The following is a 25,785-nucleotide window of genomic DNA, read 5'->3' as shown; positions in this document are numbered from 1 at the left end:
CCATATCATGTCGCCCCGGGACACGCCCCCGCCAGGCGGCATGTCGCCCCGGCGGGCGACATGCCCCGCCGGCCCTCAGCGGGTCGCGTGCAGGTGCCTGGCGTGGTAGCGCAGGTGCTCCTCGATGAAGGTGGCGATGAAGTAGTAGCTGTGGTCGTAGCCCGGCTGGCGGCGCAAGGTCAGCGGGTGATCGTGCTCGGCGCACACGGCCTCGAGGCGTTCGGGGCAGAGCTGCTCCTCGAGGAAGTCGTCGGCCTCGCCCTGATCGATGAACAGCGGCTGGCTCGAGGCCCCGCGGGCCACCAGCTCGCAGGCGTCGTACTGGGTCCAGAGCCCGCGATCCTCGCCTAGGTAGCCGGAGAAGGCCTTCTGTCCCCAGGGGCACTCGCTGGGATTGACGACGGGGGCGAAGGCCGACACCGCGCGATAGTGGCCGGGCCGGCGCAGCGCCAGGATCAGCGCGCCGTGTCCGCCCATGGAGTGGCCGCTGATCGACTCGCGACCGTTGACCGGGAAGTGCTGGCGCACCACCGAGGGCAGCTCCTCGGCCACGTAGTCGTACATGCGATAGTGCTGCTTCCAGGGCTCGCGGGTGGCGTTGACGTAGAAGCCCGCGCCGCTGCCGAAGTCGTAGCTGTCGTCCTCGCCCGGCAGGTTGGTGCCGCGGGGGCTGGTGTCCGGGCAGACGATGGCGATGCCGAGCTCGGCCGCGACCCGATGCGCGCCGGCCTTCTGCATGAAGTTCTCGTCGGTGCAGGTCAGCCCGGAGAGCCACCACATCAGCGGCACGCGCTCGGTCTCCGCCTGGGGCGGCAGGTAGATGGCGAAGGTCATCTCGCAGTCCAGCGCCCGGGAGCGGTGGCGATAGCGCTTGTGCCAGCCGCCGTAGCTCTTGTTGGCCGAGACCAGCTCGAGGTGTTCGGTCATGGTCATGAAGTTGTCTCCTGAAGGCCGGGGAACCCCCAGCCTAACCTGTCACTCGATAGACGCGCGAAGCATCGCCGGGCGCTCGGCGGCTGCCTTCCTTGCGTATCACGCGGCGCCGGCGTGAATCACCTGCTTCGCGCGTCACGCAGCGTCGGGCGTGAATGAAGAGCGGCGCGTATCAATGGCGCGGCGTCGGGCGCATGTTAATAGTGCAGTACGGTGCGGATGCTCTCGCCCTTGTGCAGCAGCTCGAAGGCCTCGTTGATCTTCTCGAAGGGCATGTCATGGGTGATGAAGTCGTCGATGTTGATCTCGCCCTTCATGTAGCGATCCACGTAGCCCGGCAGCTCCGTGCGCCCCTTGACGCCGCCGAAGGCGGACCCCTTCCAGACCCGACCGGTGACCAGCTGGAACGGCCGCGTCGAGATCTCCTCGCCGGCCCCGGCGACGCCGATGATCACCGACTCGCCCCAACCCTTGTGGCAGCACTCCAGCGCAGAGCGCATGACGTTGACGTTGCCGATGCACTCGAAGGAGTAGTCGACGCCACCGTCGGTCATGTCGACGATCACCTCCTGGATGCTGGCGTCATGCTCCTTGGGATTGACGAACTCGGTGGCCCCGAACTGCGCGGCCAGGTGGAACTTCTCCGGATTGACGTCGATAGCGATGATGCGGCTGGCCTTGGCCATCTGCGCGCCCTGGATCACCGCCAGGCCGATGGCGCCCAGGCCGAAGACGGCCACGGTGGCGCCCGGCTCGACCTTGGCGGTGTTCATCACCGCGCCGATGCCCGTGGTCACGCCGCAGCCGAGCAGGCAGATCTTGTCCAGCGGCGCCTCCTTGGAGACCACTGCCAGCGACACCTCGGGCAGCACCGTGTACTCGCTGAAGGTCGAGCAGCCCATGTAGTGGTGCAGCGGCTTGCCGTCCAGCGAGAAGCGTGAGGTGCCGTCGGGCATCACGCCCTTGCCCTGGGTGGCGCGCACGGCGCCGCACAGGTTGGTCTTGCCGGAGAGGCAGAACTTGCACTGGCCGCACTCGGCGGTATAGAGCGGGATGACGTGGTCGCCGGGGCGCACGCTGCTCACGCCCTCGCCCACCTCCTGCACGATGCCGGCGCCCTCGTGGCCCAGCACCGCCGGGAAGTTGCCTTCCGGATCGGCACCGGAGAGCGTGTAGGCATCGGTGTGACAGACGCTGGTGGCGGCCATCTTTACCAGCACCTCGCCGGCCTTCGGGCCCTCGACGTCGATCTCGACCAGTTCCAGGGGCTTGCCGGCTTCCAGGGCGACCGCAGCGCGAGACTTCATGGCATCTTCCTCGTTCGGTGTGTAATGAACCTGAGGACAGTCTAGGCAATTCGTCCCGACGGGATAAACTGCATCAAATGCAGGACATTATTGTCATACAGCAACAATCACGTCGACAGGAGGCATCATGCAGCGCTGGGATCGGGTCGAGGCCTTCGTCGAGGTGGTGCGCCTGGGCGCCTTCAAGGCCGCGGCCGAGCGGCTCAAGGTCTCGAGTTCCCACGTCAGCCGGCTGGTCAGCCAGCTCGAGAACCAACTCGGCACCACCCTGCTCTACCGCACCACGCGGCGGATCCGCCTCACCGAGGCCGGCAGCGTCTACTACCAGCACTGCCACCACCTGGTCGGGGGCTTTCGCGAGGCCGAGGCCGCGATCAAGGACCTCCAGGCGAGGCCGATCGGCCTGCTGAGCCTGACCTGCGCCACCACCTTCGGCGAGCGCTACCTGGCGCCGCTGGTCAACGACTTCATGGTCCAGCACCCTCAGCTGGAGGTGCGCCTGCACCTGACCAATCGCCGGGTGGACATCATCGACGAGGGCTTCGACATCGCCATCCGGATGGGCGCGCTCGAAGACTCCTCGCTGGTCGCCCGGCGGCTCTGCGAGCGCCGCGAGTACGTGGTCGGCTCGCCGGCCTACTTCACCCACCGCCCCCAGCCCCATGCGCTCTCCGAACTCGCCCACCAGCGCTGCCTGATCGGCTCCCGGGATCACTGGCGCTTCGCCGTGGAGGGCGTGCGTCGCGAGGTGCGGGTCGCCGGCCCCTGGGAGAGCAACTCGGGGCCGGCGCTCCTGGATGCCGCGCTCAAGGGCCTGGGACTCGCCCAGCTGCCGGACTACTACGTGGAGCCCCACCTGGCCAGCGGCGAGTTGATCAGCGTGCTCGACGCCTACCGCCACGACGACAGCGCGGTCTGGGCGGTGACCCCGCACCACCGCCACCGCTCGCCGAAGATCCGCCAGTTCATCGACTTCCTGGTCGAGCGCCTGCCCGCGCGGCTGCCGAGGCGGCGCTGAGCCCATGCCTCATGAAGCGCCACCCGACCCTGCCCGCTGTCCATTCGGTCGCGTCGGGAAGGAGCCGACCCTCGAGCGGCTGAATCGGGGTCAGAGCCTCCGCAGCGTTCTACACTGATGAGGGTGGGAAAACCGACCGGCGACGCCTGGCCCACAACGCTCGGCAGGGCCGGGAACGACCCGAGACCACCACGCTGACACCTTCCGCAGCAGCCACTGCCCCACCGGAGTGAAGACGATGAGCGAGATCAACATCCATCCCGCCGTGGATAGCGGTGTGCGTGCCGGGAGCGACGGCTTCAACGGCGGCACCCTGCATTGCCACTGTAGCGACAACCCCGTCGAGGTGACCGTCACGGCGCAGTGCGCCCACAATCATGTGTGCGGCTGCACCCGATGCTGGAAACCCGAGGGGGCCCTGTTCTCGATGGTCGCCGTGATACCCCGCGACCACCTCAGCGTGACCGCCAACGAGGACAAGCTGGAAGTCGTCGACACCTCGGCCGCCATCCAGCGTCATGCCTGCAAGGAGTGCGGGGTTCACATGTTCGGCCGCATCGAGAATACCGCCCACCCCTTCCACGGCCTGGACTTCATCCACACGGAACTCTCCGACGACACGGGTTGGGCGGCGCCGGAGTTCGCCGCCTTCGTCTCCTCGATCATCGAGTCGGGCGCCAACCCGGACGACATGGACAGGGTCCGCGGCCGGCTCAAGGCGTTGGGCCTGGAACCCTACGACTGCCTGTCGCCACCGCTGATGGATGCCATCGCCACCCATACGGCCAAGGCCAAGGGCGTCCTGTGACGCCCGCCGCCCCGGGCGCCAGTCAGAACGCCATCGGGCGCCCCGTGGGGCGCCCGATGGCGTTCCTGCCGTGACGTCCTACTTGAAGTTCTTGCGCACCAGCTTGCCGATCTCGCCGACGATGCCGCTGCGAAAGCTCAGCACGCAGATCACGAAGATCGCGCCGAGGATCACGCTCACCCAGTTGCCGAGCGGCGACTGCGCGAGCTGGGTCTGCAGGCTGACCACCAGGCCCGCCCCCACCACCGGGCCGAACAGGGTGCCCACCCCGCCCAGCAGGGTCATCAGGATCACCTCGCCGGACATGTGCCAGTGGGCATCGGTCAGCGAGGCCAGCTGGAAAACCACCGTCTTGGTGGAACCGGCGAGACCGGCCAGGCCCGCGGAGATGACGAAGGCCACCAGCTTGTAGGCATCCACGTTGTAGCCCAGCGACACCGCCCGGGGCTCGTTCTCGCGAATCGCCTTGAGCACCTGCCCGAACGGCGAGTGCACGGTGCGCTGGATGATCGCGAAGCCGATCACGAAGATCGTCAGCACGAAGTAGTACATCGGCAGGTTGTCGGAGAGGCTGATCAGCCCGAACAGCTCGCCGCGTGGCACGCCGTGCAGGCCGTCCTCGCCCCCGGTGAAGGGCGCCTGGATGAAGAAGAAGTACACCATCTGCGCCAGCGCCAGGGTCACCATGGCGAAGTAGATGCCCTGGCGGCGGATCGACAGCACCCCGAAGAAAGTGCCCAGCACCACCGCCGCCAGGGTGCCGATCAGGATGCCCGCCTCCGGCGTCAGGCCCGGGTAGCTCGAGAGCATGATCCCGGTGAAGTAGCCGCCGGTGGCCAGGAAGGCCGCATGGCCGAAGGAGAGCAGCCCGGCAAAGCCCAGCAGCAGGTTGAAGGCGCAGGCGAAGAGTGCGAAGCACAGCACCTTCATCAGGAACACCGGGTAGATGGCGAGCGGCGCCAGCAGCGCCAGCCCCAGCAGCACCAGGTAGAGCATGTTGCGGCGCATCCGCGCGCTGCGTTGGCGCTGCATGGCGGGGGTCAGGTGTTGAGTCGTGGCCATCACGTCATGCCTCCTTACCGAAGAGACCCGAGGGACGCAGCAGCAGCACCAGGATCATCACCAGGAAGATCACGGTGTTGGCCGCCTCGGGGTAGTAGACCTTGGTGAGGCCCTCGATCAGCCCCATGGCGAGGCCGGTGATGATGGCGCCGAGAATCGACCCCATGCCGCCGATCACCACCACCGCGAAGACCACGATCAAAAGGCTCGAGCCCATGGTCGGCGAGACCGGATAGAGCGGGGCCGCCAGCACGCCGGCGAAGGCGGCCAGCGCCACGCCGAAGCCGTAGGTCAGGGTGATCAGTTGCGGCACGTTCACGCCGAAGGCCTGCATCAGCGCCGGGTTCTCGGTGCCGGCCCGCAGGTAGGCCCCGAGGCGCGTGCGCTCGATGATGAACCAGGTGCCGCCGCTGACTACCAGCGCCGCCACCAGCACCCAGGCGCGATAGGTCGGCAGGAACATGAAGCCCAGGTTCAGGCCGCCCTGCAGCGCCTCGGGGGTGGGATAGCTCGACCCCGACACCCCGAAGATGTTGATCAGGGTGCCCTCGAAGATCAGCGCCAGGCCGTAGGTGAGCAGGAGCCCGTAGAGGTGGTCGAGGTGAGCGATGCGCCGCAGCACCAGCCGCTCGATCACCACCCCCAGGACCCCCACCACCAGCGGCACCAGCAGCAGCGCGGCCCAGTAGTTGATGCCCAGGTACTCCAGGGCGAGCATCGCCGCGAAGGCACCCAGCATGTACTGAGCCCCGTGGGCGAAGTTGATGATCTTCAACAGCCCGAAGATCACCGCCAGCCCCAGGCTCAGCAGGGCATAGAAGGCACCGTTGATCAGGCCCAGCATCAGCTGGCCCATGAACACCGCCAACGGCACCCCGAATATCATCGTCATGTCACGCTCCTCCCGTCAGAGGGCGGCGGCCACGGCCGCCGCCCTGCCTCGACTCGCTCAGTTCTGCACCAGCTTGCACTGGCTCTCGGCGAGCGGGCGGTAGGCCTCCTCGGCGGGGATGGTGCTCTTGATCTCGTAGAGGTCCCACTCGCCGGTGGACTCTTCCGGCGACTTCACCTCGGCGAGGTACATGTCGTGGACCATGCGGCCATCCTCGCGGATGCGACCGTTGCGGGCGAAGAAGTCCTCGACGGGCGTCTCGGCCATCTGGGCGCGAACCGCCTGGGCCTCGTCGGTGCCGGCGGCCTCCACGGCGTTGAGGTAGTGCATGGTGCTGGAGTAGACGCCGGCCTGGACCATGGTCGGCATGCGACCCACGCGCTCGAAGTAGCGCTCGGCCCACTCGCGGGACGCCTCGTCCATGTCCCAGTACCAGCCGGTGGTGAGCAGCAGGCCCTGGGTCGCCTCGAGGCCCATGGCGTGGACGTCGTTGAGGAAGATCAGCAGGCCGGCGAGCTGCTGGCCGGTCTGGGTCAGCCCGAACTGGCTGGCGGTCTTGATGGCGTTGACGGTATCGGAGCCGGCGTTGGCCAGGCCGACGATATCTGCGCCCGAGCCCTGGGCCTGGAGGATATAGGAGGAGAAGTCGCTGGTCGGGAAGGGATGGCGCACGCCGCCGACGATCTCGCCGCCGTTCTCTTCCACTACCTTGGTCACGTCGGCCTCCAGGGCATGGCCGAAGGCGTAGTCGGCGGTGAGCATGAACCAGGTCTCGCCGCCCTGATCGACGACGGCCTTGGCGGTGCCGTTGGCCAGCGGATAGGTATCGTAGACCCAGTGGAGGTGGTTCGGCGTGCAGTGCTCGTTGGTGATGCTCGAGGCCGCGGAGCCGGAGATGATCGCGAGTCCCCCCGCCTCCTCCAGCACCTTGCTCACGGCGATGGAGACCGAGGAGGCGACCATGCCGGCGACCAGGTCGACGTTCTCCTGGTCGACCCAGCCGCGCACGGTGTTGGCGCCCACGTCGGCGCTGTTGCGGTCGTCGGCGCTGAACACCTCGATGGGCACGCCGTTGACCTCGCCGCCGATGTCCTCGACGGCCATCTTCAGCGCCTCGAGGCCGCCGGGACCGGCCAGGTCGCGATAGGTGCCGGACATGTCGGCAAGATAGCCGATGCGCACGGCATCGTCGCTCATCTGGGCCTGGGCGGCGCCGGTAACCAGGGTGGCGGCGGCGAGGGCGATGCTGGTGGCGAGCGTCTTCCGATTGAAGGTCATGATCATCTCCGTGGCCCGATGGGCCGTTTGTTGTTGTCGATGCGGATGCTTGCGGTGCAGAAACCGAGGGCCGGACGGCAACGCCGTCAGACCCCCAGCAGGGTGTTGAGGTGCTCGCGCCGGGCGGGCAGTTCGGCGGCGCTGATCTCCTCGATGATGCGGCCGTGCTCCATCACGAAGTGGCGGTCGGCCAGGGGCGCGGCGAAGCGGAAGTTCTGCTCCACCAGCACGATGGTCATGCCGCGCTCCTTGAGCTTGATCAGCACCTCGCCCAGCGCCTGGACGATGACCGGTGCCAGCCCCTCGGTGATCTCGTCGAGCAGCAGCAGCCGGGCGCCGGTGCGCAGGATGCGGGCCATGGCCAGCATCTGCTGCTCGCCGCCGGAGAGCCGGGTGCCCTGGCTGCGACGCCGCTCGTAGAGGTTGGGGAACATGGCGTAGATCTCGTCGATCCCCATCCCGCCGCTGCGCACCGTGGGCGGCAGCAGCAGGTTCTCCTCGACGTCGAGGCTCGAGAAGATGCCGCGCTCCTCCGGGCAGTAGCCCACGCCGAGCCGCGGGATGCGGTGCGGCTTCATGTCGAGGGTCTCGGTGCCGTTGATGACGATGGACCCGGTGCGCTGGCCAACCATGTTCATGATCGCCTTGAGGGTGGTGCTGCGCCCGGCGCCGTTGCGCCCCAGCAGGGTCACGAGCTCCCCGCGCTTCACGTCGAAGTCGACGCCGTGCAGGATGTGCGACTCGCCGTAGAAGGCATGCAGGTCGCCGATGCGCAGCATCTCGGCGCCGTCACGATCCTGGTACTCGCCGAGCGTCTGTGCTGCCTGGCTCATGCGCTGGCCTCCTCTTGTGTCTCGGCATCGCTGCCCATGTAGGCTTCCCGCACCTGCGGGTCACGGGAGACGGCGTCGTAGTCGCCCTCGGCCAGCACGCTGCCGCGGGCCAGCACGGTGATGCGGTCGCACAGGCGGCTGACCACGCTGAGGTTGTGCTCCACCATCAGCACGGTGCGGCCCTTCGAGACGCGCCGGATCAGCTCGACGATGCGATCGACGTCCTCGGCGCCCATGCCCTGGGTCGGCTCGTCGAGCAGCATCAGGGTGGGATCCAGCGCCAGGGTGGTCGCCACCTCCAGCGCCCGCTTGCGGCCGTAGGGCATCTCCACGGTGAGCACGTCGGCGTACTCCTTGAGGCCGACCTCGTCGAGCAGCTCGATGGCCCGCTCGTTCAGGTGCTCGAGGCTCTTCTCGGACTTCCAGAAGTGAAAGGAGGTGCCGAGGCGGCGCTGCAGCGCCACGCGCACGTTCTCCATGGCGGTCATGTGGGCGAACACTGCCGAGATCTGGAAGGAGCGCACCAGGCCGAGCCGGGCGATCTCGTTGGCCCGCATGTTGGTGATCGGCTTGCCGCGATAGAGGATCTCGCCGCGGGTGGGCGGCAGGAACTTGGTGAGCAGGTTGAAGACGGTGGTCTTGCCGGCCCCGTTGGGGCCGATCAGGGCGTGGATATGCCCTTCCTGGACCCGCAGATTGACGTCGTCCACGGCGGTGAAGCCGCGAAACTCCTTGGTCAACCCGCGAGTTTCCAGTATGAACTCCTGGGTCATGGTGGGTCCTCTCTGGATCGCTGGCGCGATCCGCCGTAGATGCTGTTGTCGTTGTTGTCGGCCGTTATCGTTGTTGTGGCGGTGCCGGCATCGAGGGCCCGTGATGCCGTATCACGCGACCCCGGAGAACTCTCTGCACTTTACGTTAACGTAAGCTAGAGGAGCGAGGGCGGCGGGGCAACAGGAGAACGCCGGAACTCGACCAATGGTGTAGACGCCCGCGCTATCAATAGCTTGCAAACTATGCAGGACGAACATGTGCCACAAAAAAGGCGCGACGCCCCCTGCGGGGCATCGCGCCTGATTCGCTCGGCGGCCCGCGGGGCCGCACCGCTCACGACATCGTCGCGTGTCGAGGCGTCGTCAGCACTCGATGGCGTTGACCGCGAGACCGCCCTTGGAGGTCTCCTTGTACTTCTCCTGCATGTCGGCGCCGGTGTCGCGCATGGTGCGGATCGCCTTGTCCAGCGAGATGAAGTGCTCGCCGTCGCCGCGCAGCGCCATCTGGGTGGCGTTGATGGCCTTCACCGAAGCGATGGCGTTGCGCTCGATGCAGGGCACCTGCACCAGCCCGCCCACCGGGTCACAGGTCAGGCCCAGGTTGTGCTCCAGGCCGATCTCGGCGGCGTTCTCCACCTGGGCCGGGGAGCCGCCCAGCACCTCGGTCAGCCCCGCCGCCGCCATGGCGCAGGCCGAGCCGACCTCGCCCTGGCAGCCCACCTCGGCGCCGGAGATGGACGCGTTCTTCTTGCACAGGATGCCCACCGCCGCCGCCGTCAACAGGAAGTCCACCACACAGCGCTCGTCGGCGCCGTCCTGGAACTTCATGTAGTAGTGCAGCACCGCCGGGATGATGCCCGCCGCGCCGTTGGTCGGCGCGGTGACCATGCGCCCGCCGGCGGCGTTCTCCTCGTTGACCGCCAGGGCGAAGACGTTGACCCAGTCCATCGCCGAGAAGGTGGTGGAGATCAGGTTGGTGTTGCTCTCCATCTCCTCCAGGCGGCGATGCAGGGCCGCGGCACGGCGCCGGACGTTGAGCCCGCCGGGCAGCACGCCCTGGCCCTCGAAGCCTAGCTGAACGCAGGCCTGCATGGCCTCCCAGATGCGCCACAGCTCGGCACGGATCTCGGCCTCGCTGCGCCAGGCCTTCTCGTTCTCCATCATCAGTTCGCTGATGCGCAGGCCGTGCATCCGGCACAGCGCCAACAGCTCGCCGGCGCTGTTGAAGTCATACGGCAGTGCCGTGGTGTCGGTATCCAGCTCGCCGCTGGCGGCCTGCGCCTCGTCGATCACGAAGCCGCCGCCCACCGAGTAGAAGACGTTGCGATAGAGCTCCTCGGAGTGACCGTGGGCCACCAGCGTCATGGCGTTGGGGTGGTAGGGCAGGCTCTCGTCGTGCCACTCGAGGTCCCGGGTCCAGTGGAAGGGGATCGCCAGGCGGCCGTCGAGCATCAGGGCCTGGGACTCGAGCAGCTCCTCGATGCATGGCGAGACGATCGCCGGATCGATGTGCTGGGGCCGCTCGCCCATCAGGCCCATGATGATGGCGCGGTCGGTGCCGTGCCCCTTGCCGGTGGCGGAGAGCGAGCCGTGCAGGTGCACCTCGATGCGCGCCACGCGCTCGAGCAGCTCCTGGCGCTTGAGCGCCTGCACGAAGTCGTAGGCGGCCTGCATGGGGCCGACGGTATGGGAGCTGGACGGACCGATGCCGATCTTGAACAGGTCGAAGACGCTGATTGCCATGATGATGCCTCGTGTCTGGGCCGGGCGTTCCGGCGTTCCGGAGCTCCGGCGTTTCGGCGTTTCGGCTTTCAGGGCTTGCGGCCGCCTGATCGTTCATCAGACAGTTAAACTAAAGCCACTCGACGCCTGCCGATAGTTGGCCTCATCATGGCGGCGAAGTGAGGGACCGACAATCGAGAATATCTGGCCCACGGTATAGAATGACTAAACCATGAACCCGCATCTCAACGCCCAGACTCACGCCGGGCTGAAGGTCTTCGCCGTCAGCGCTCGCCACCTCTCCTTCACGCGGGCGGCCGAGGAGCTGCACGTGACCACCGGCGCCGTCAGCCAGCAGATCAAGCAGCTCGAGCAGCGGCTGGGGTTCAAGCTGTTTCTCCGCCGGCCGCGCCGACTGGAGCTGACCGAGGAGGGGCGACGCCTGGCGGCGGTGGTCGACGAGGCCTATCAGGCGGTGGGGCTCGAGGTGCGGCGGCTACGCAGCGGCGTGATGAGCGGGGTGATCCGGCTGCGCTCGGTGCCCTCCTTCCTGCACAAGTGGCTGATGCCCCGCCTGCCGCGGCTCCAGGCGCGCCTGCCCGATATCGAGCTGCACGTCACCGCCGAGGACAGCAGCGTCTCGCTGCGCGACGGCGACTTCGATCTGGCGCTGGACCTCAACGACGGCCACGCCCCGGGGCTTGCCATCACGCCGCTGATGGAGGAGCGGATCTTCCCGGTCTGCGCCCCCGCCCTGCTGCGGGGACGCCCGCCCCTGCGCCACCCCGCCGACCTGGCCTGGTACCCGCTGCTGCATGACGTCACGGCCTGGCGGGGCAGTCACGAGCACGCCGAGTGGGAGCGCTACCTCGAGGCCATCGCGGCGCCGCCGCTCAACCTGCGCCGGGGCTATACCTTCAACCGCCACCACCTGACCATGGCGGCGGCTATCTCCGGCATGGGCGTCGCCATCGCCCGCCAGACCCTGATCCGAGGAGAGCTCGGCAGCGGCGAGTTGATCGCGCCCTTCGCCCAGCGCGTGCCGACCGGCATGCACTACGGCATCGTCCATGCCCCGGGGGCGCTCGACGATCGCCGGGTCGCCGCGGTGCACGACTGGCTCGTCGAGGAGGCCCGGCGCTCGCCGGACGGGGCGGAATAGACGCGACGTAATAGATGCTTCGTAATCGATAGGCAGCCGCGGGCGACCCTAGTATCATATACATTCACCAATGAATGTGATTCGCCCCGAGACGCCCATGCCACGCCATCTCCCCCCCGAAGTGCCCACGCCCATCGACTTTCGCGCCACCTGCCTGCGCGCCCTGCTCTATATCGCCCTGATCGGCCTGCTGATGCAGGGCGTGATGCTCGAGGCGCTGGGGCTCGAGGGCCAGCGATTCTCCGAGCGTGGCTTCGTCGAGCCCGCCCAGTCGTTGCTGCTCGCCGCCAGCGCCGGCCTGGCGCTCTACGTGCGCCTGATAAGCCCTCGGCTGACCCACGTCTCCCTGCTGCTGCTGGCCCTGCCGCTGGCCTCGCTGATTCGCGAGCAGGATGCCTGGCTGGATGCCTGGGTGTTCGACGGCGCCTGGCAGACCCTGGTCGCGCTGCTGGTGCTGCCGATCCTGTTCGCGGTGATCCGCGGCCGCCACGCCTTCGCCCGCGAGTTCGCGCGCTACGCCAACAGCTTCTCGTTCGGCCTGTTCGCCGCGGGCTTCCTGACCACCTACGTCTACTCGCGGCTCTTCGGGCGCAGCGAGATGTGGCAGGCGATCCTCGGCGACGCCTACCTGCGCACCTTCAAGGACGCCGCCGAGGAGGTCACCGAGCTGTTCGGCTATACCCTGCTGTTCTTCGCCATGATCGAGCTGGTGCTGCTGGTGCGCCGCTGGCGCCACCTCAAGGCCGACTGAGGCGAGCCCGGGGCCGGCGCGCTCCGGCCGCTTTCCTCTAGGCAGGCCAGCGCCTCGCCACCCTCCCGACAAGAGACCCACACACGACGACGCCCGCAGCCGGTGGCTGCGGGCGTCGTCGTTCGGGCGGTCGCCGGCGGCTTACTCGTCGAGGAAGGAGCGCAGCGGCTCCGAGCGCGACGGGTGACGCAGCTTGCGCAGCGCCTTGGCCTCGATCTGGCGGATCCGCTCGCGGGTGACGTCGAACTGCTTGCCGACCTCCTCGAGGGTGTGGTCGGTGTTCATGTCGATGCCGAAACGCATCCGCAGCACCTTGGCCTCGCGGGCGGTGAGGCCGCCGAGCACGTTGCGGGTGGCCTCGATCAGCCCCTCGCCGGTCGCCGAGTCGATGGGCAGCAGGATGGTGCCGTCCTCGATGAAGTCGCCCAGGTGGGAGTCGTCATCGTCACCGATGGGCGTCTCCATGGAGATCGGCTCCTTGGCGATCTTGAGCACCTTGCGGACCTTGTCCTCGGGCATCTCGAGACGCTCGCCGAGCTCCTCGGGCGTCGGCTCGCGCCCCATCTCCTGCAGCATCTGCCGCGACACGCGGTTGAGCTTGTTGATGGTCTCGATCATGTGCACCGGGATACGGATGGTGCGGGCCTGGTCGGCGATCGAGCGGGTGATCGCCTGGCGGATCCACCAGGTGGCATAGGTCGAGAACTTGTAGCCGCGACGGTATTCGAACTTGTCGACGGCCTTCATCAGGCCGATGTTGCCCTCCTGGATCAGGTCCAGGAACTGCAGGCCGCGGTTGGTGTACTTCTTGGCGATGGAGATCACCAGGCGCAGGTTGGCCTCGACCATCTCCTTCTTGGCCCGGCGCGCCTTGGCCTCGCCGATGGAGAGCCGACGATTGACCTCCTTGATCTCGGTCACCGCCAGCTGGATCATCTCTTCCTCGAAGGCGATCTTGCGCTGGGAGCGCTGGATATCGCCGCGCAGCGGCTCCAGGCGCGCCGCATACTTCGGGTTGGCGGCGCTGAACTCGTCGAGCCACTCGAGACGCGACTCGCTGCCCGGGAAGGCCTTGATGAAGGTCTTGCGCGGCACCTTGGCCTTCTTCACGCAGAGCTGCATGATGGCCTTTTCCTGGGCCCGCACCTGCTCGACGCTGATGCGCACCTGGCCGACCAGGCGCTCGAAGTGCTTGGGCACCAGCTTGATCGGCGAGAACAGCTGCGCCAGGCGGGCGAGCTCTTCCTGGGCGGGCTTCGAGGCGCGACCCTGGGCCTCGATGGCGGCCTGGGCCGCGGCGTTCTGCTCGCGAATCTGCTCGAAGCGGGCCCGCGCCTCCTCGGGATCAGGACCGCCGACGCTCTCTTCCTCCGCCTCGGCATCGTCGTCGTCCTCGGCATCGCTCTCGGACTCGTCGCGGGGCTCCTCCTCGGGCACTTCCGCTTCCGCGACGCCAGGGATCCCCTCGTCGGGGTCGATGAAGCCGGAGAACAGATCGGAGAGGCGGCCGGGCGCCTCCTCGTCCTGAGTGGCATCGTAGGCGTCGAGAATGGAGTCGACCGCGCCGGGCAGGTAGGCCAGCGCCGACATCACCTCGCGGGTGCCCTCCTCGATCCGCTTGGCGATCTCGATCTCGCCCTCGCGGGTCAGGAGCTCGACGGTACCCATCTCGCGCATGTACATGCGCACGGGGTCCGTGGTGCGACCCACGTCGCTCTCCACCGCGGCGAGCGCGGCGACGGCCTCTTCGGCGGCCGACTCGTCGGTGGAGTGATCCGACATCATCAGGGTATCTTCATCGGGGGCTTCCTCGACGACGCTGATGCCCATGTCGTTGATCATGCCGATGATATCTTCCACCTGATCCGGGTCGGCGATATCCTCGGGAAGGTGGTCGTTGACCTCGGCATAGGTCAGGAAGCCCTGTTCCTTGCCGCGCGCGATCAACTCCTTCAGACGTGACTGCTGCTGCGCATTTCCAGCCATAGAAACCCTATCTCGACGAAGAAGAATGAAGCACCTGAAGTACTGAGGCGGTGAAAACTCGATAAGCCGGACAGTATAGCGGGTAAGGCCGCCTTCCTGCCAGTTCGGTGTATTTGCGCGGTCATTCAGGTGTGTTAGGTTGTGAGGTTGCGCCTTCCACAGGCAGCTCCCTCGTATGTGGTGATGGTGGCAGAAAATTCAACCCCCGCTGCCACGTGGGCATACTCGAGACCCCGCGCCGCTTCACCCGGTCGGGTCGGCGAGCAGCGTCATCAGTCGCTGCCGATCCTCCTGGGAGAGCCGCTCGCCCCTCTGCTGCTTGGACAGCAAGGCGTCGACTTCCTCCTGCCGCGACGAGCGCAGCCGATGGCGCTGGAAATGCTCGACCAGCCCGTCCAGCTCGGCGGCTCGCGCCCCGGGCGGAATCAGCAGCTCGCGGCGCGCCAGCGCGGCCAGCCGCTCCCCCTCGGGGGTGCCGTGGAAGTGGGCCAGCAGCACCTGGGCGCTGCGGTAGCGCCCCGCCCGCAAGAGCCGCTCGACCTCACGACACAGCCGCGCCTCCGGGTCCGCCTCGGGGTACCAGTCGGCCTCCTCGGGCAGGCGCTCCACCAGCCGCGGCTCGTGCACCAGCAGCTGCAGGACGCGCCCCATCAGGCCGAGCGCCTGCCGCCCCTTGTTGGGCGCCGGGCGCGCCTCGTGCCCCTCGTCCTCGGGGCGCCACTCGGCCTCAGGCACCAGGGGCGGCTCCTCTGACGGCGGCGCATCAGCGGGCACGACCAGCGCCTCGAAGCGCGACTGGTCGACGCCGGTGCGCCGCGAGAGCTCTCCCAGCAGCAACGACTTCAGCACCCCCTCCGGCAGCTTGCCGATGGCCGCGAGCACCTGGCTGGCGAAGCGCTCCCGCGCCTCGATCGTACCCAGGTCGCGCCCCTCGGCCGCGTGATCGAAGAGGAACTCCGACAGCGGACTGGCGCAGGTGATGCGATCCTCGAAGGCCTCCGGCCCCTCGCGGCGCACCAGGGTGTCCGGGTCCTCTCCCTCGGGAAGGAACATGAAGCGCGCCTGGCGACCGTCGATCATCTGCGGCAGCACCGTCTCCAGCGCCCGGGTCGCGGCCTGGCGGCCGGCGCGATCACCGTCGAAGCAGAACACCACCTCGCCGACCATGCGGAACAGCCGACTCAGGTGCTCCTCGCTGGTCGAGGTGCCGAGCGTCGCCACGGCATTGCGGATCCCGAACTGGGCCAGCGCCACCACGTCCATGTAGCCCTCGACGATCACCACCCGCTCGAGCCGCGAATCGGCCTGGCGCGCCTCATAGAGGCCGTAGAGCTCGCGCCCCTTGTGGAACACCGGCGTCTCGGGGGAGTTGAGGTACTTGGGCTTGGCATCGCCCAGCACGCGGCCGCCGAAGGCGATGGTGCGCCCGCGGATATCGCGGATCGGGAACATCACCCGGTCGCGGAAGCGGTCGTAGGTGCGCCCGCTGTCCTCGTGATGCACCAGCAGGCCGTACTCGATCTGCACCGACTCGGCGATGCCGCGCTCGGAAAGGTGGCGCTTGAGCCCCTCCCAGCCGGCCGGCGCGCAGCCGATGCCGAAGGTCTGCTGGACCTCCGGCGACAGCCCGCGATCGGCCAGGTAGCGACGGGCGCTGTCGCCCTCCGGCATCTTCAGCCGTTCGCGGAAGTAGCTGGCCGACAGCTCCAGCAGATTGACCCCCTCCTTGCGCTTGCGCTCGCGGGCCTGGGCCCGCGGATCGTCGGCGCCCTCGCGGGGCACCTCCAAGCCGAGCCGGCCGGCCAGCTGCTCCACGGCCTCGGGGAAGCGCAGCTTGTCGTACTCCATCAGGAAGCGCAGGGCGTTGCCGTGGGCGCCACAGCCGAAGCAGTGATAGAACTGCTTGTCGGCGCTGACGGTGAACGACGGCGACTTCTCCTGGTGGAAGGGACAGAGCCCGGAGTGGTTGCGACCGGCCTTCTTCAGCTTCACGCGCTCACCGACCACCTCGACCACGTCGACGCGGGCCAGGAGATCATCGAGGAAACGCTGGGGGATCTGACCGGACATGCGGGCCACCTGCGAGGAGCGGGAAAGCGAACGGGAGGCGACAAAAACAAGCGGCCACCGTTAGGCGGCCGCTTGGCGTCCCTCTTGAGACGGCATGGGCCGGATGCCCTCACCGACTCCAGTACGGATCAATAGAGCCGTTCGAAACGCTTGCGCTCACGCTGAAGCTTCTTGGCATGGCGCTTGACGGCCGCGGCCGCCTTACGCTTGCGCTCTGCGGTCGGCTTCTCGTACTGCTCGCGACGACGCACTTCCGAGAGGACACCGGCCTTTTCACAGGAACGCTTGAAGCGACGCAGCGCGACGTCAAACGGCTCGTTATCACGTACTTTGACAGAAGGCATTAAGCACTCACCTACCTTGGGTAACTTGAGTTCGGTTTGTACGCACACCCGGCGGGGTCCGTCACCACCACGAAACACGCTCCGAGATCGCCAGGCGAACCGGAACGATGCGTGAATACGCGGGGAATGGCCCCTGGGTGCACGACCCAGTCTTGCAGCGGACAACATTCTAGTCGCCCGACCGGGCTCGTGCAAATCGTTTCCCTGCTGCCGACCGGGGGCAAAATGCGTAGAATGCCGCCATCCACGCATTACCGAGCCGATATCATGCGCGTACTGGGCATCGAGACCTCCTGCGACGAGACCGGCGTCGCCCTCTTCGACACCGGGCGCGGCCTCGTCGCCGACGCCCTCTACAGCCAGATCGCCATGCACGCCGAGTACGGCGGCGTGGTGCCGGAGCTCGCCTCCCGCGACCACACGCGCCGGCTGTTGCCGCTGATCCAGCAGGTGCTGGACGAGGCCGGCCTGACCCGCGGCGAGCTCGACGCCATCGCCTACACCGCCGGCCCCGGCCTGGTCGGCGCACTGATGGTCGGCGCCAGCACCGCCCACGGCATGGCCCGGGCACTGGACATCCCGGTGCTCGGCGTCCACCACATGGAGGGCCACCTGCTGGCGCCCATGCTGGAGGACGAGCCGCCCGGCTTCCCCTTCGTGGCGCTGCTGGTCTCCGGCGGCCACACCCAGCTGGTCGAGGTGCAGGGGCTGGGCCGCTATCGCCTGCTCGGCGAGTCGGTGGACGACGCGGCGGGCGAGGCCTTCGACAAGGCGGCCAAGATGCTGGGGCTCGCCTACCCCGGCGGCCCCCAGGTGGCGCGCCTGGCCGAGCAGGGCGACCCCAAGCGACTGCGCTTCCCGCGCCCCATGACCGACCGCCCGGGGCTGGACTTCAGCTTCTCGGGGCTCAAGACCCACACCCTGACCGCCATCCGCCAGCTGGAGCGCGCCGAGGCGCTCGACGACCAGGCACGCGCCGACGTGGCCCGCGCCTTCGAGGAGGCGGTGGTCGACACCCTGGTGATCAAGTGCCGCCGCGCCCTCGACCAGACGGGCCTCAAGCGCCTGGTGGTCGCCGGCGGCGTGAGCGCCAACGTGCGGCTGCGTGAGCGGCTCGAGCGCGAGTGCGCCAAGCGCGACGCCCGGGCCTACTACCCGCGCGGCCGCTTCTGCACCGACAACGGGGCGATGATCGCCTATGTGGGCGCCCAGCGCCTGCTGGCCGGCGAACATGATGAGACCGGCATCATGAAGGCGGTGCCGCGCTGGCCGATGGACGGCCTGGAAGCGCCCGCCAAGGCATGAAACCCGCGATGATCGCGCTCTTTATGGTCACAGCGCCCAGCGACTGCTGGCCGGCGAGCATGACGAGACCGGCATCATGAAGGCGGTGCCGCGCTGGCCGATGGATGAGCTTCAGGCGCCCGCCGCAGGACCGCGTTGAAGGGCGGGTAACGAAGCGAAGCGATATCTACCCGGGAACGCTGGCGACGAGCGCCGCCGCGCACGTCAATCGACAGGGATGTCGAGGGAGGGGCACCCGTGAGGGATTATGTTGTGCCCCGAAGTGCGAGCGGCAAGCGACGTGGCAGGGTTTCGTTCCCGGGATCGCGCGTCTCGTTACCCGGTCGGCTTGGGCAGCCAAAGCATCATGTGAAAGCGCGGGAAGATTAGAGCCCAGACTCCTCCCCCCGCCCGAGCCGGCGGATATTGAGCGCATGGCGCCCGAGCACCAGCAGCGTGAACACCATCACCACCCCCACGAACTCCGGCGCCAGCCAGATGCTGGCCAGCGGCGCCATGGCGGCGCTCGACAGCGACGCCACGGCCGCGGTGCGCACCCGCCAGGCCAGCAGGGTCCAGAGCGCGGCACAGCAGAGCGCCACCCAGGGCGTGAGCACCAGCATCACACCGAAGGCGCTGGCCACCCCCTTGCCGCCGCGAAAGCGGTGCCAGGCCGGATAGGCATGCCCCAGCAGCACGCCGAGCCCGACGAGCCCCAGCCCCCAGGGCGGCAGGCCGAGCCCCATGGCGAGCCACAGCACCGGCATGCCCTTGACCACGTCGACGACCAGGGTGGCCAGGGCGAGGCGCGGACCGTGCAGGCGCAGCACGTTGGAAAAGCCCGGATTGGCCGAGCCGGCGAGCCGCGGGTCGCCCACGCCGGCCCACCGACACACCGCGAGGGCGCCGAGCCAGGTGCCGCTGAGATAGCCGATCGCCATCAGCGGCAGGATGAGGTCGAGTGGCGCCTCCACGGGCGGGCTCCTCCGCAATGATGCCTCGATTCTGCCAGCCAGGGATCAGGGACGACAGGCCTGGCGCCCGCGGTGTCGTCCGGGAGTGCGCTGGCGTACAATCTGGGGCCTGCAGGCGGCCCTCGCCCACCCTGCCCGCATCCACCAGGTCCGCAACGACCAAGGCCGCAACCACCAATGACCGGGGAGCCCCGATGGATCTTGTGCTGATCGACGCGCTCGAGGTAGACACCGTGATCGGCGTCTATGACTGGGAGCGCACCATCACCCAGACGCTGCGCCTCGATCTCGAGCTGGGCACCGACATCCGCCCCGCCGCGGCGGGCGACGACATCGCCCAGACCCTCGACTATGCCGCCATCAGCGAGCGCATCGCCGGGTTCGCCGAGGCGCATAAGTTCGCCCTGGTGGAAACCTTCGCCGAGCGCCTGGCCGAGACCCTGCGCGCCGAGTTCGCCATCGCCTGGCTGCGCCTGACCGTGCGCAAGCCAGGCGCCGTGGCCGCGGCCCGCGCGGTCGGCGTCGCCATCGAGCGCGGCACCCGGCCGGGAGACACCTGATGGCCCGGGTCACCGTCAGCATCGGCAGCAACATCGAACGCGAGCATCACGTCCTGGCCTGCCTCGACGCGCTGGCGGAGAGCTTCGGGCGGCTCGACGTCTCGCGGGTCTTCGAGAGCGAGCCGGTGGGCTTCGAGGACGGTCGCAACTTCTACAACCTGGTGGTGGCCTTCGAGAGCGAGCGCTCGGTGGGCGAGCTGCAGGCCTGGTGCAAGCGCCTGGAATTCGCCCACGGCCGGCGCAAGGACGTGCCCAAGTTCAGCCCGCGGACCCTGGACATCGACCTGCTCACCGTGGGCGCGCTCAGCGGCGACCACGACGGCGTCGTGCTGCCCCGCGGCGAGATCCTGCATCACGCCTTCGTGCTCCAGCCGCTGGCCGAGCTGCTGCCCGAGGCGCGCCATCCCCTCACCGGCGAGACCTATCGCGACCACTGGGCGCGCTTCGCGGCCGGCGAGCAGCGCCTCTGGCCGGTGGACTTCACCTGGCGGGGACGGTGGCTCTCCCGTGCGGAGCCGTAGCCCCGCCCGCCCGGATCATGCCTCGGGATCGGCGAGCGCCCCCTCGATGGCCTCCCAGCGCCGCCGCGCCAGCTCCTCGCCGAGCGCGCGCCCCTGATAGCCCTCCGCCACCAGCGCCTTGGGCAGGATCTGCGCCGCCAGCCGCCATGACAGGGCCAGGTCCTCGGCCAGCGCCGGGGCCTCCAGGCTCACCAGGCTGATCAGCGGCGCCACCCGATCGCTGCGGCGCCACGCATCGATGCCGTCGAGCCAGCGCATCACCTGCGCCCCGCACAGCCCGTGGGTCGCGACCCGCCGACACAGCGTCCGGGTCCTGGCCGCCTGGCTGGCCAGCTCGCGGTGCGCCCGGGGCAGGCGCAGCCGCTCGGAGAGCGTCCCGCGCTCCTCGTCGTCCAGATGCTCGACCAGGCGCGCCCAGCGCCAGCGCACCTGCGCCTCGGCCTCGATGTCCTCGGGCAGACAGTGCAGGCGCCCCAGCGCCGCGTCGAGGTCCGCGTCATCCTCGGCCAGCTCCGGCATCAGCACGGACAGCGCCCCGCACGCCGCCAGCACCTGGAAGTAGACCTCCGGCCAGGGCTCGGAGAGCGCCTTCTCGGTCTCGGCCCAGACCCGCTCGGCGACCAGGTGCGCCAGCTCCCCGCTCGCCACCAGCGAGCGCATCAGCGCGCGAGTCTCCTCGGCGATGACGAAGCCGAGCCCCGCGTAGCGGGCCAGGAAGCGCGCGGTGCGCAGCACCCGCAGCGGATCCTCGACGAAGGCCGGCGAGACGTGGCGCAGTTGCCGCGCCTCGAGGTCGGCGAGCCCCCCGTAGGGGTCGACCAGCTCGCCCTCGGGGGTCTCGGCCATGGCATTGATGGTCAGGTCGCGCCGCGCCAGGTCCTCCTCGAGGGTGACCTCGGGGCTCGCATGCACCACGAACCCCGTGTAGCCGTGGCCCGACTTGCGCTCGGTGCGCGCCAGGGCGAACTCCTCGTGGCTCACCGGGTGCAGGAAGACCGGGAAATCGCGCCCCACCGGCTTGAAGCCGCGGCGCTGCATCTCCTCGGCGGTGGCGCCGACCACCACCCAGTCGGTGTCCTTGACCGGCCAGCCCAGGCGAGCATCGCGCACCGCCCCGCCGACGCGATAGACCTCGAGCCCCTCGAGATGGCGGTCGTCGCTCCCGGTCATGGCTCAGCGCTCCACGCGGTCGGGGTGGCGATGCTGCCAGTCGGTGAAGCCGCCATCGAGGCTGTAGACCTCGGCGAAGCCCTGGCCGGCCAGCCAGGCCGCGGCCTGCTGGCTGGAGTGGCCGTGATAGCAGATCACTACCAAGGGCGCCTGGCGCGGGGCCTGGTCGAGGAAGGCCTCGACCGTGTCATTGCCCAGGCGCTGGCTGCCGGGCACGCGCCCCTGGGCATAGCTCTGAGGGTCGCGGATATCGACCAGGGTGACGGGCGTATCGCCCTCGAGCCAGTCGGCCAGGGCGGCGATGTCGAGATGGTGAAAGGGAGCGGTGGTCATGAAGGATATCTCGTCGTCGGGGAGCGTCTCGGTCGGTTCACTGGCGGCTCGGCACGCTGATGCGCCGACCGCTCTCGAGCGCCAGGGCGGTCAGTCGGCGACCCCAGACGCAGCCGGTGTCCAGCGCCTCGGCGCGCACGCGACTCTCGGGCGTCTCGCCCTCGAGCGCCGCCCAGTGGCCGAACAGCAGCCAGGGGTCATCCTGGCGTGGGTACTGGAACCAGGGGGCGAAGCCCGCCGGGGCGCGGTCGAGCCCCTCCTTGGCGGCGAAGTCGAGGCAGCCCTGGGCGTCCAGGAAGCGCATACGGGTAAAGGCGTTGACGATCATTCTCAGCCGCGGGATGCCGTCGAGGTCGTCGCGCCAGCAGGCGGGCTCGTTGCCGTACATCGCCTCGAGGAAGGCACCGGCTCCCTCGCCGGCGAGCCGCGCCTCGGCCTCGGCGGCGAGGCCCGCGGCCTTCGCCACCGACCACTGGGGCAGCAGGCCGGCGTGGGTCATCACGGTCTCGCCCTGCGTCGCAGAGCTTCGACGCACCAGCAGCGGGCGCGTCTGCAGCCAGTCGAGCAGGCGCTCGCGGTCCGGCGCGGCGAGGATCGGCGCCAGGGTGTCCTTGCGGCTCTCCCGGGCACCGCCCCGGGCCACCGCCAGCAGGTGCAGGTCGTGGTTGCCGAGCACTACGCTTGCGGCCTCGCCCAGCGCCATCGCCTCGCGCAGGCAGGCGAGCGAACCCGGGCCGCGGTTGACCAGGTCGCCGGCCAGCCACAGCCGGTCGCGGCGCGGGTCGAAGTCGAGCCGCTCGAGCAGGGCGACGAATTCCTCGTGGCAACCCTGCAGGTCGCCGATGGCATAGGTGGTCATGTCGGCTCCGTTGCGCTGCGTGTCACGGGATCTAGTGTACCTGGTTGGGCCCGGCCAGCCGGAAGGGGGAGATCGCCACCTCGAAGGGGCGCTGGCTGGCGGCGTCGACGCAGGTGTAGGCGCCCTCCATCACCCCCACCGGGCCGTCGAGGATCGCCCGGCTGGTGTAGCGGAAGCTCTGGCCGGGGCCGATCAGCGGCTGCTGGCCGACCACCCCCTTGCCGCGCACCTCCTGCACCTTGCCGCTGCCCTGGGTGATCTTCCAGTAGCGGGCGAGCAGCTGGACGCTGTGGTCGGAGGCGTTGTGCACGGTGACGGTGTAGCTGAAGACGAAGCGCTGCTCGTCGGGGTCGGATTCGTCCAGGCGGAAATCCGGCGCCACGTCGACGCGGATGGCGTTCTCGAGCCCCTCGGGCATCGTCGGCGTCATGAGGCCTCTCCTTCCCCGGCCGCGGCCAGGTGGTTGGCGATGCGCACGAACTCCTCGACGTCCAGCGTCTGGGGGCGCCGTCCCGGGTCGATGCCCAGCGCCTCGAGGGCCGCGGCATCGATGCGCCCCTTGAGGTTGTTGCGCAGGGTCTTGCGCCTCTGACCGAAGGCCTGGCGCACCAGGTCGAAAAGCAGTGCCTCGTCCCGGGCCGGATGGGGCAGGCTCTCGTGGGGAGTGAGGCGCACGATCGCCGAGTCGACCTTGGGCCGGGGCACGAAGGCCTCCGGCGGCACCGTGAACAGGGCGTCGACGCGGCAGTGGTACTGCGCCATCACCGACAGCCGCCCCCAGTCGGGGCCGCCCGGCGCGGCGGCCAGCCGCTCGACCACCTCCTTCTGCAGCATGAAGTGCATGTCGGCCACGGCCTCGCCGGCCGACAGGAGGTGGACGATCAGAGGCGTGGAGATGTTGTAGGGCAGGTTACCCACCACGCGCAGCGCCGGGCCGTCGCCCCTCAACGCCCGGAAGTCCACCTTCAGGGCATCGCCCTCGTGGATGATGAAGCCCGGCTTGTCGAAGAACTGCACCCGCAGCCCGGGGATCAGGTCGCGGTCGAGCTCGATCACCTCGAGGTGGCCGTCGGCGGCCTCGAGCAGCGGCTCGGTCAGGGCGCCCTGGCCGGGGCCGATCTCAACCAGCCGGTCGCCGGGACGAGGGCCGATGGCACGCACGATGCGCGAGATGACGCCGTGGTCGCGCAGGAAGTTCTGGCCGAAGCGCTTGCGGGCCTGATGAACCGGGGGGCGGGATGCCATTCGGGGTGTCCTTATGTCTCTGGAGATTCTTACTGTCGCATCGCCGCCGTGTCGGGGCTGACCCGGGGATAGACCGTTCGCGGAGGCGCTGTGGATACTTCCCTGTACGCTACCGATGCCTTCCCTGGCATCAGACCTCCGCCTCGGTCTATCCCCGACGCCCCTCGAACGGCTCGACGTCTCGTCTAGCCACGGCCGTCGCGACTCGCCATCTCGGCGGCCAGCGCCACGGCGACCCGCAGGCTGCCCGGGTCGGCGCGGCCGCTGCCGGCGAGGTCCAGCGCGGTGCCATGATCCACCGAGGTGCGCACCAGCGGCAGCCCCAGGGTGATGTTGGCGGCGCGACCGAAGCCGGCGTACTTGAGCACGGGGAGTCCCTGGTCATGATACATGGCCAGCACCGCGTCGACGCCCTCGAGGTGGCGCGGGGTGAACAGGGTATCGGCCGGCAGGGGGCCGTCAAGGGTCAGCCCCTCGGCGCGCAGGGCCTCGAGGGCCGGGATGATGATGTCCAGCTCCTCGCGCCCCAGGTGGCCGCCCTCCCCCGCATGGGGATTGAGGCCGCAGACGGCGATGCGCGGCATGTCCACGCCGAACCAGCGCCGCAGGTCGTCGTGCAGGATGTGCAGCAGGCGAGTCAGGCGAGGCCCGGTGATGGCATCGGCCACCTCGCGCAGCGGCAGGTGGGTGGTGGCCAGCGCCACTCGCAGGGCCGCCCCGCCCTCTCGGTTCGCCTCGCGGGCGTGCAGGGCGCTGTCGGTGGCCAGCATCATCACCACCTCGTCGACCCCGCAGGCGTCGCGCAGGTACTCGGTGTGGCCGCTGAAGCCGGCATGGCCGGCGTCGAGGATCACGCCCTTGTGCAGCGGCGCGGTGACCATGCCGGCCGCCCGGCCGGCGCGGCAGGCGGCCAGCGCCACGTCGAGGGTCTCGAGCACGTGGGCGGCATTGGCGACCTTGAGCTCACCGGGTCGCGCCGGGGCGCGCAGCGCCACGGGCCAGACCGGCAGCACGCCACGGCGCGGCGCGGGCGGCGCCGCGTCGCGAGCGAGCTCGAGGATCTCGACCTCGCGACCGATCATGGCGGCGCGCTCGGCGAGCAGGGCCGGATCGCCCACCGCCACCACCCGGGCCGGGGGGACCCCGTCGGCGGCCAGCATCACGGCGAGCTCGGGCCCGATGCCCGCCGGCTCGCCGCAGGTCAGGGCCAGCACGGGCGCATCCGCCGGCGACATCAGCGCGCCTCGAGGCGATCGTCGATGAAGGCGCGGCTGCGGATCTCCTGGATCCACTCTTCCATCTCGGCGTTGACCTTGCGCTGGAACAGCGCCTGGCGCGCCTGGTCGCGGCTGACGCCCTGCTGCTCCACGAAGCGATCCACCTCGCGCTCGGAGAGGTCGACCCGGCTGGCGACGCGGCGCTGCTGCAGCTGGCGCATCAGCAGTTCGCGGCGCACCTGGTCGCGCACCACACCGAGCGACAGGCCATCGGCCTCGAGCGCGTCGGCGAACTGCTCCAGGGTCATGCCGTTGCCCTCGGCGATGGCCCGCACCTGACGATTGAGCTCGGTATCGTCGACGCTCAGGTTGGCCTCACGGGCCATCTGCAGCTGGATCTCCTCGACGATCATGCGCTCCAGCACCTGTTCGCGCAGGACTTCATCGGGGGGCATCGCCTGCCCGCGGCCCTCGAGCTGACTGCGGACCTGGGCGACGCGGTTGTCGAGCTGGCTTGCCATGATGGCGCCCTCGTTGACCACCGCCACGATGCGATCCAGCGGCTGACGGCCCGCGTAGGCCGACTCCTGGGCCAGCCCCGTCAGGGGCAGGCCGGTCAGGCACAGGGCCAGCGCCAGGGTGGCGATACGTCGGCTGCGCATGTCTCTCTTTCCTCTCGTCGG

At 69.0% G+C, this 25,785-nt stretch carries 26 protein-coding genes; 7 read left to right on the top strand and 19 right to left on the bottom strand.

Annotated features, from left to right (window positions below; all coding sequences use genetic code 11):
• Window positions 1-75 precede the first annotated feature (75 nt).
• Window positions 76-933, bottom strand: a complete 858-nt coding sequence (fghA, locus tag ACGTNG_RS11230) for an S-formylglutathione hydrolase (protein WP_394577090.1) — start codon at window positions 931-933, stop codon at window positions 76-78.
• 197 nt (window positions 934-1,130) lie between these two features.
• Window positions 1,131-2,240: an S-(hydroxymethyl)glutathione dehydrogenase/class III alcohol dehydrogenase gene (locus ACGTNG_RS11225; protein ID WP_394577089.1), complete on the bottom strand. Its 1,110-nt coding sequence runs from the start codon at window positions 2,238-2,240 to the stop codon at window positions 1,131-1,133.
• 127 nt (window positions 2,241-2,367) lie between these two features.
• Between ACGTNG_RS11225 and ACGTNG_RS11220 the strand changes: the two genes are divergently transcribed.
• Together ACGTNG_RS11220 and gfa are read left to right on the top strand one after the other, a co-directional pair.
• The gene (locus ACGTNG_RS11220) at window positions 2,368-3,258 is read left to right on the top strand and encodes a LysR family transcriptional regulator (RefSeq protein ID WP_394577088.1); all 891 of its coding nucleotides are present in this window, start codon (window positions 2,368-2,370) and stop codon (window positions 3,256-3,258) included.
• A gap of 238 nt (window positions 3,259-3,496) precedes the next feature.
• Window positions 3,497-4,066, top strand: coding sequence for an S-(hydroxymethyl)glutathione synthase (gene gfa / locus ACGTNG_RS11215; protein WP_394577087.1), 570 nt, complete (start codon window positions 3,497-3,499; stop codon window positions 4,064-4,066).
• 78 nt (window positions 4,067-4,144) lie between these two features.
• On the opposite strand, the gene ACGTNG_RS11210 is transcribed toward gfa, so the two are convergent.
• The 6 genes from ACGTNG_RS11210 to ACGTNG_RS11185 form a co-directional block, all read right to left on the bottom strand.
• Complete coding sequence (locus ACGTNG_RS11210) at window positions 4,145-5,128, bottom strand: branched-chain amino acid ABC transporter permease (protein WP_394577086.1); 984 nt, start codon at window positions 5,126-5,128, stop codon at window positions 4,145-4,147.
• 4 nt (window positions 5,129-5,132) lie between these two features.
• On the bottom strand, window positions 5,133-6,020 hold the full coding sequence (locus ACGTNG_RS11205) for a branched-chain amino acid ABC transporter permease (RefSeq protein ID WP_394577085.1): 888 nt from the start codon (window positions 6,018-6,020) through the stop codon (window positions 5,133-5,135).
• 57 nt (window positions 6,021-6,077) lie between these two features.
• A complete protein-coding gene (locus ACGTNG_RS11200; RefSeq protein WP_394577084.1) occupies window positions 6,078-7,298 on the bottom strand; it encodes an ABC transporter substrate-binding protein in 1,221 nt (406 codons plus the stop codon).
• A gap of 86 nt (window positions 7,299-7,384) precedes the next feature.
• A complete protein-coding gene (locus ACGTNG_RS11195; protein WP_394577083.1) occupies window positions 7,385-8,131 on the bottom strand; it encodes an ABC transporter ATP-binding protein in 747 nt (248 codons plus the stop codon).
• Window positions 8,128-8,904: an ABC transporter ATP-binding protein gene (locus ACGTNG_RS11190; RefSeq protein WP_394577082.1), complete on the bottom strand. Its 777-nt coding sequence runs from the start codon at window positions 8,902-8,904 to the stop codon at window positions 8,128-8,130. Before ACGTNG_RS11190 ends, ACGTNG_RS11195 begins: the two co-directional genes overlap by 4 nt.
• Before the next feature lie 363 nt (window positions 8,905-9,267).
• A complete protein-coding gene (locus tag ACGTNG_RS11185; RefSeq protein WP_394577081.1) occupies window positions 9,268-10,647 on the bottom strand; it encodes an L-serine ammonia-lyase in 1,380 nt (459 codons plus the stop codon).
• Window positions 10,648-10,858: 211 nt separating this feature from the next.
• Between ACGTNG_RS11185 and ACGTNG_RS11180 the strand changes: the two genes are divergently transcribed.
• Both ACGTNG_RS11180 and ACGTNG_RS11175 read left to right on the top strand, forming a co-directional pair.
• Window positions 10,859-11,788 carry a LysR substrate-binding domain-containing protein gene (locus ACGTNG_RS11180; RefSeq protein WP_394577080.1) on the top strand — a complete coding sequence of 310 codons (930 nt, stop codon included), beginning with the start codon at window positions 10,859-10,861 and terminating at the stop codon, window positions 11,786-11,788.
• 97 nt (window positions 11,789-11,885) lie between these two features.
• Window positions 11,886-12,539, top strand: a complete 654-nt coding sequence (locus ACGTNG_RS11175; protein WP_394577079.1) for a hypothetical protein — start codon at window positions 11,886-11,888, stop codon at window positions 12,537-12,539.
• 141 nt (window positions 12,540-12,680) lie between these two features.
• Here the strand turns inward: ACGTNG_RS11175 and rpoD are convergent, their stop codons facing one another.
• The 3 genes from rpoD to rpsU all read right to left on the bottom strand — a co-directional run bounded on the left by rpoD (window position 12,681) and on the right by rpsU (window position 16,939).
• The gene (gene rpoD, locus ACGTNG_RS11170; protein WP_394577078.1) at window positions 12,681-14,525 is read right to left on the bottom strand and encodes an RNA polymerase sigma factor RpoD; all 1,845 of its coding nucleotides are present in this window, start codon (window positions 14,523-14,525) and stop codon (window positions 12,681-12,683) included.
• 243 nt (window positions 14,526-14,768) lie between these two features.
• A complete protein-coding gene (gene dnaG, locus ACGTNG_RS11165; RefSeq protein WP_394577077.1) occupies window positions 14,769-16,595 on the bottom strand; it encodes a DNA primase in 1,827 nt (608 codons plus the stop codon).
• Between the two features lie 128 nt (window positions 16,596-16,723).
• Complete coding sequence (gene rpsU, locus ACGTNG_RS11160) at window positions 16,724-16,939, bottom strand: 30S ribosomal protein S21 (RefSeq protein WP_013333229.1); 216 nt, start codon at window positions 16,937-16,939, stop codon at window positions 16,724-16,726.
• Window positions 16,940-17,206: 267 nt separating this feature from the next.
• Between rpsU and tsaD the strand changes: the two genes are divergently transcribed.
• On the top strand, window positions 17,207-18,244 hold the full coding sequence (gene tsaD / locus ACGTNG_RS11155) for a tRNA (adenosine(37)-N6)-threonylcarbamoyltransferase complex transferase subunit TsaD (RefSeq protein WP_394577076.1): 1,038 nt from the start codon (window positions 17,207-17,209) through the stop codon (window positions 18,242-18,244).
• 365 nt (window positions 18,245-18,609) lie between these two features.
• Here the strand turns inward: tsaD and plsY are convergent, their stop codons facing one another.
• Window positions 18,610-19,173, bottom strand: a complete 564-nt coding sequence (gene plsY / locus ACGTNG_RS11150; RefSeq protein ID WP_394577263.1) for a glycerol-3-phosphate 1-O-acyltransferase PlsY — start codon at window positions 19,171-19,173, stop codon at window positions 18,610-18,612.
• Window positions 19,174-19,391: 218 nt separating this feature from the next.
• Here plsY and folB point away from each other — a divergent pair, with 218 nt between their 5' ends.
• Together folB and folK are read left to right on the top strand one after the other, a co-directional pair.
• Window positions 19,392-19,757, top strand: a complete 366-nt coding sequence (gene folB, locus ACGTNG_RS11145; protein ID WP_394577075.1) for a dihydroneopterin aldolase — start codon at window positions 19,392-19,394, stop codon at window positions 19,755-19,757.
• Window positions 19,757-20,278, top strand: coding sequence for a 2-amino-4-hydroxy-6-hydroxymethyldihydropteridine diphosphokinase (gene folK, locus ACGTNG_RS11140; RefSeq protein ID WP_394577074.1), 522 nt, complete (start codon window positions 19,757-19,759; stop codon window positions 20,276-20,278). Before folB ends, folK begins: the two co-directional genes overlap by 1 nt.
• A gap of 15 nt (window positions 20,279-20,293) precedes the next feature.
• On the opposite strand, the gene ACGTNG_RS11135 is transcribed toward folK, so the two are convergent.
• The 7 genes from ACGTNG_RS11135 to ACGTNG_RS11105 all read right to left on the bottom strand — a co-directional run bounded on the left by ACGTNG_RS11135 (window position 20,294) and on the right by ACGTNG_RS11105 (window position 25,764).
• Window positions 20,294-21,448: a tRNA nucleotidyltransferase/poly(A) polymerase-related protein gene (locus ACGTNG_RS11135; protein WP_394577073.1), complete on the bottom strand. Its 1,155-nt coding sequence runs from the start codon at window positions 21,446-21,448 to the stop codon at window positions 20,294-20,296.
• A gap of 3 nt (window positions 21,449-21,451) precedes the next feature.
• On the bottom strand, window positions 21,452-21,781 hold the full coding sequence (gene glpE / locus ACGTNG_RS11130; RefSeq protein WP_394577072.1) for a thiosulfate sulfurtransferase GlpE: 330 nt from the start codon (window positions 21,779-21,781) through the stop codon (window positions 21,452-21,454).
• A gap of 37 nt (window positions 21,782-21,818) precedes the next feature.
• Window positions 21,819-22,640, bottom strand: coding sequence for a symmetrical bis(5'-nucleosyl)-tetraphosphatase (locus ACGTNG_RS11125; protein WP_394577071.1), 822 nt, complete (start codon window positions 22,638-22,640; stop codon window positions 21,819-21,821).
• A 31-nt stretch (window positions 22,641-22,671) separates the two neighbouring features.
• Window positions 22,672-23,070, bottom strand: coding sequence for a Co2+/Mg2+ efflux facilitator ApaG/CorD (apaG, locus tag ACGTNG_RS11120; RefSeq protein ID WP_394577070.1), 399 nt, complete (start codon window positions 23,068-23,070; stop codon window positions 22,672-22,674).
• A complete protein-coding gene (gene rsmA / locus ACGTNG_RS11115) occupies window positions 23,067-23,885 on the bottom strand; it encodes a 16S rRNA (adenine(1518)-N(6)/adenine(1519)-N(6))-dimethyltransferase RsmA (RefSeq protein ID WP_394577069.1) in 819 nt (272 codons plus the stop codon). The genes apaG and rsmA overlap by 4 nt, the downstream gene beginning before the upstream one ends.
• A gap of 185 nt (window positions 23,886-24,070) precedes the next feature.
• The gene (gene pdxA, locus ACGTNG_RS11110) at window positions 24,071-25,120 is read right to left on the bottom strand and encodes a 4-hydroxythreonine-4-phosphate dehydrogenase PdxA (RefSeq protein ID WP_394577068.1); all 1,050 of its coding nucleotides are present in this window, start codon (window positions 25,118-25,120) and stop codon (window positions 24,071-24,073) included.
• The gene (locus ACGTNG_RS11105; protein ID WP_394577067.1) at window positions 25,120-25,764 is read right to left on the bottom strand and encodes a SurA N-terminal domain-containing protein; all 645 of its coding nucleotides are present in this window, start codon (window positions 25,762-25,764) and stop codon (window positions 25,120-25,122) included. The genes pdxA and ACGTNG_RS11105 overlap by 1 nt, the downstream gene beginning before the upstream one ends.
• Window positions 25,765-25,785: the final 21 nt, after the last annotated feature.

Origin of the sequence: Halomonas sp. B23F22_3, from assembly GCF_043496965.1 — a bacterium.
Taxonomy (GTDB): Bacteria; Pseudomonadota; Gammaproteobacteria; order Pseudomonadales; family Halomonadaceae; genus Halomonas.
This window is presented reverse-complemented; position numbering and strand designations above follow the sequence as displayed.

Bases quoted from the DNA above. Each gene is read 5' to 3' on its own strand.
- ACGTNG_RS11105 (WP_394577067.1), bottom strand. From the start codon at position 25,764: ATGCGCAGCCGACGTATCGCCACCCTGGCGCTGGCCCTGTGCCTGACC.
- ACGTNG_RS11210 (WP_394577086.1), bottom strand. From the start codon at position 5,128: ATGGCCACGACTCAACACCTGACCCCCGCCATGCAGCGCCAACGCAGC.
- ACGTNG_RS11190 (WP_394577082.1), bottom strand. From the start codon at position 8,904: ATGACCCAGGAGTTCATACTGGAAACTCGCGGGTTGACCAAGGAGTTT.
- apaG (WP_394577070.1), bottom strand. From the start codon at position 23,070: ATGACGCCGACGATGCCCGAGGGGCTCGAGAACGCCATCCGCGTCGAC.
- gfa (WP_394577087.1), top strand. From the start codon at position 3,497: ATGAGCGAGATCAACATCCATCCCGCCGTGGATAGCGGTGTGCGTGCC.
- rpoD (WP_394577078.1), bottom strand. From the start codon at position 14,525: ATGGCTGGAAATGCGCAGCAGCAGTCACGTCTGAAGGAGTTGATCGCG.
- ACGTNG_RS11125 (WP_394577071.1), bottom strand. From the start codon at position 22,640: ATGACCACCTATGCCATCGGCGACCTGCAGGGTTGCCACGAGGAATTC.
- folK (WP_394577074.1), top strand. From the start codon at position 19,757: ATGGCCCGGGTCACCGTCAGCATCGGCAGCAACATCGAACGCGAGCAT.
- tsaD (WP_394577076.1), top strand. From the start codon at position 17,207: ATGCGCGTACTGGGCATCGAGACCTCCTGCGACGAGACCGGCGTCGCC.
- rpsU (WP_013333229.1), bottom strand. From the start codon at position 16,939: ATGCCTTCTGTCAAAGTACGTGATAACGAGCCGTTTGACGTCGCGCTG.
- folB (WP_394577075.1), top strand. From the start codon at position 19,392: ATGGATCTTGTGCTGATCGACGCGCTCGAGGTAGACACCGTGATCGGC.
- ACGTNG_RS11220 (WP_394577088.1), top strand. From the start codon at position 2,368: ATGCAGCGCTGGGATCGGGTCGAGGCCTTCGTCGAGGTGGTGCGCCTG.
- fghA (WP_394577090.1), bottom strand. From the start codon at position 933: ATGACCATGACCGAACACCTCGAGCTGGTCTCGGCCAACAAGAGCTAC.
- ACGTNG_RS11205 (WP_394577085.1), bottom strand. From the start codon at position 6,020: ATGACGATGATATTCGGGGTGCCGTTGGCGGTGTTCATGGGCCAGCTG.
- ACGTNG_RS11135 (WP_394577073.1), bottom strand. From the start codon at position 21,448: ATGACCGGGAGCGACGACCGCCATCTCGAGGGGCTCGAGGTCTATCGC.
- ACGTNG_RS11225 (WP_394577089.1), bottom strand. From the start codon at position 2,240: ATGAAGTCTCGCGCTGCGGTCGCCCTGGAAGCCGGCAAGCCCCTGGAA.
- ACGTNG_RS11200 (WP_394577084.1), bottom strand. From the start codon at position 7,298: ATGACCTTCAATCGGAAGACGCTCGCCACCAGCATCGCCCTCGCCGCC.
- rsmA (WP_394577069.1), bottom strand. From the start codon at position 23,885: ATGGCATCCCGCCCCCCGGTTCATCAGGCCCGCAAGCGCTTCGGCCAG.
- pdxA (WP_394577068.1), bottom strand. From the start codon at position 25,120: ATGTCGCCGGCGGATGCGCCCGTGCTGGCCCTGACCTGCGGCGAGCCG.
- ACGTNG_RS11175 (WP_394577079.1), top strand. From the start codon at position 11,886: ATGCCACGCCATCTCCCCCCCGAAGTGCCCACGCCCATCGACTTTCGC.
- glpE (WP_394577072.1), bottom strand. From the start codon at position 21,781: ATGACCACCGCTCCCTTTCACCATCTCGACATCGCCGCCCTGGCCGAC.
- dnaG (WP_394577077.1), bottom strand. From the start codon at position 16,595: ATGTCCGGTCAGATCCCCCAGCGTTTCCTCGATGATCTCCTGGCCCGC.
- ACGTNG_RS11185 (WP_394577081.1), bottom strand. From the start codon at position 10,647: ATGGCAATCAGCGTCTTCGACCTGTTCAAGATCGGCATCGGTCCGTCC.
- ACGTNG_RS11180 (WP_394577080.1), top strand. From the start codon at position 10,859: ATGAACCCGCATCTCAACGCCCAGACTCACGCCGGGCTGAAGGTCTTC.
- ACGTNG_RS11195 (WP_394577083.1), bottom strand. From the start codon at position 8,131: ATGAGCCAGGCAGCACAGACGCTCGGCGAGTACCAGGATCGTGACGGC.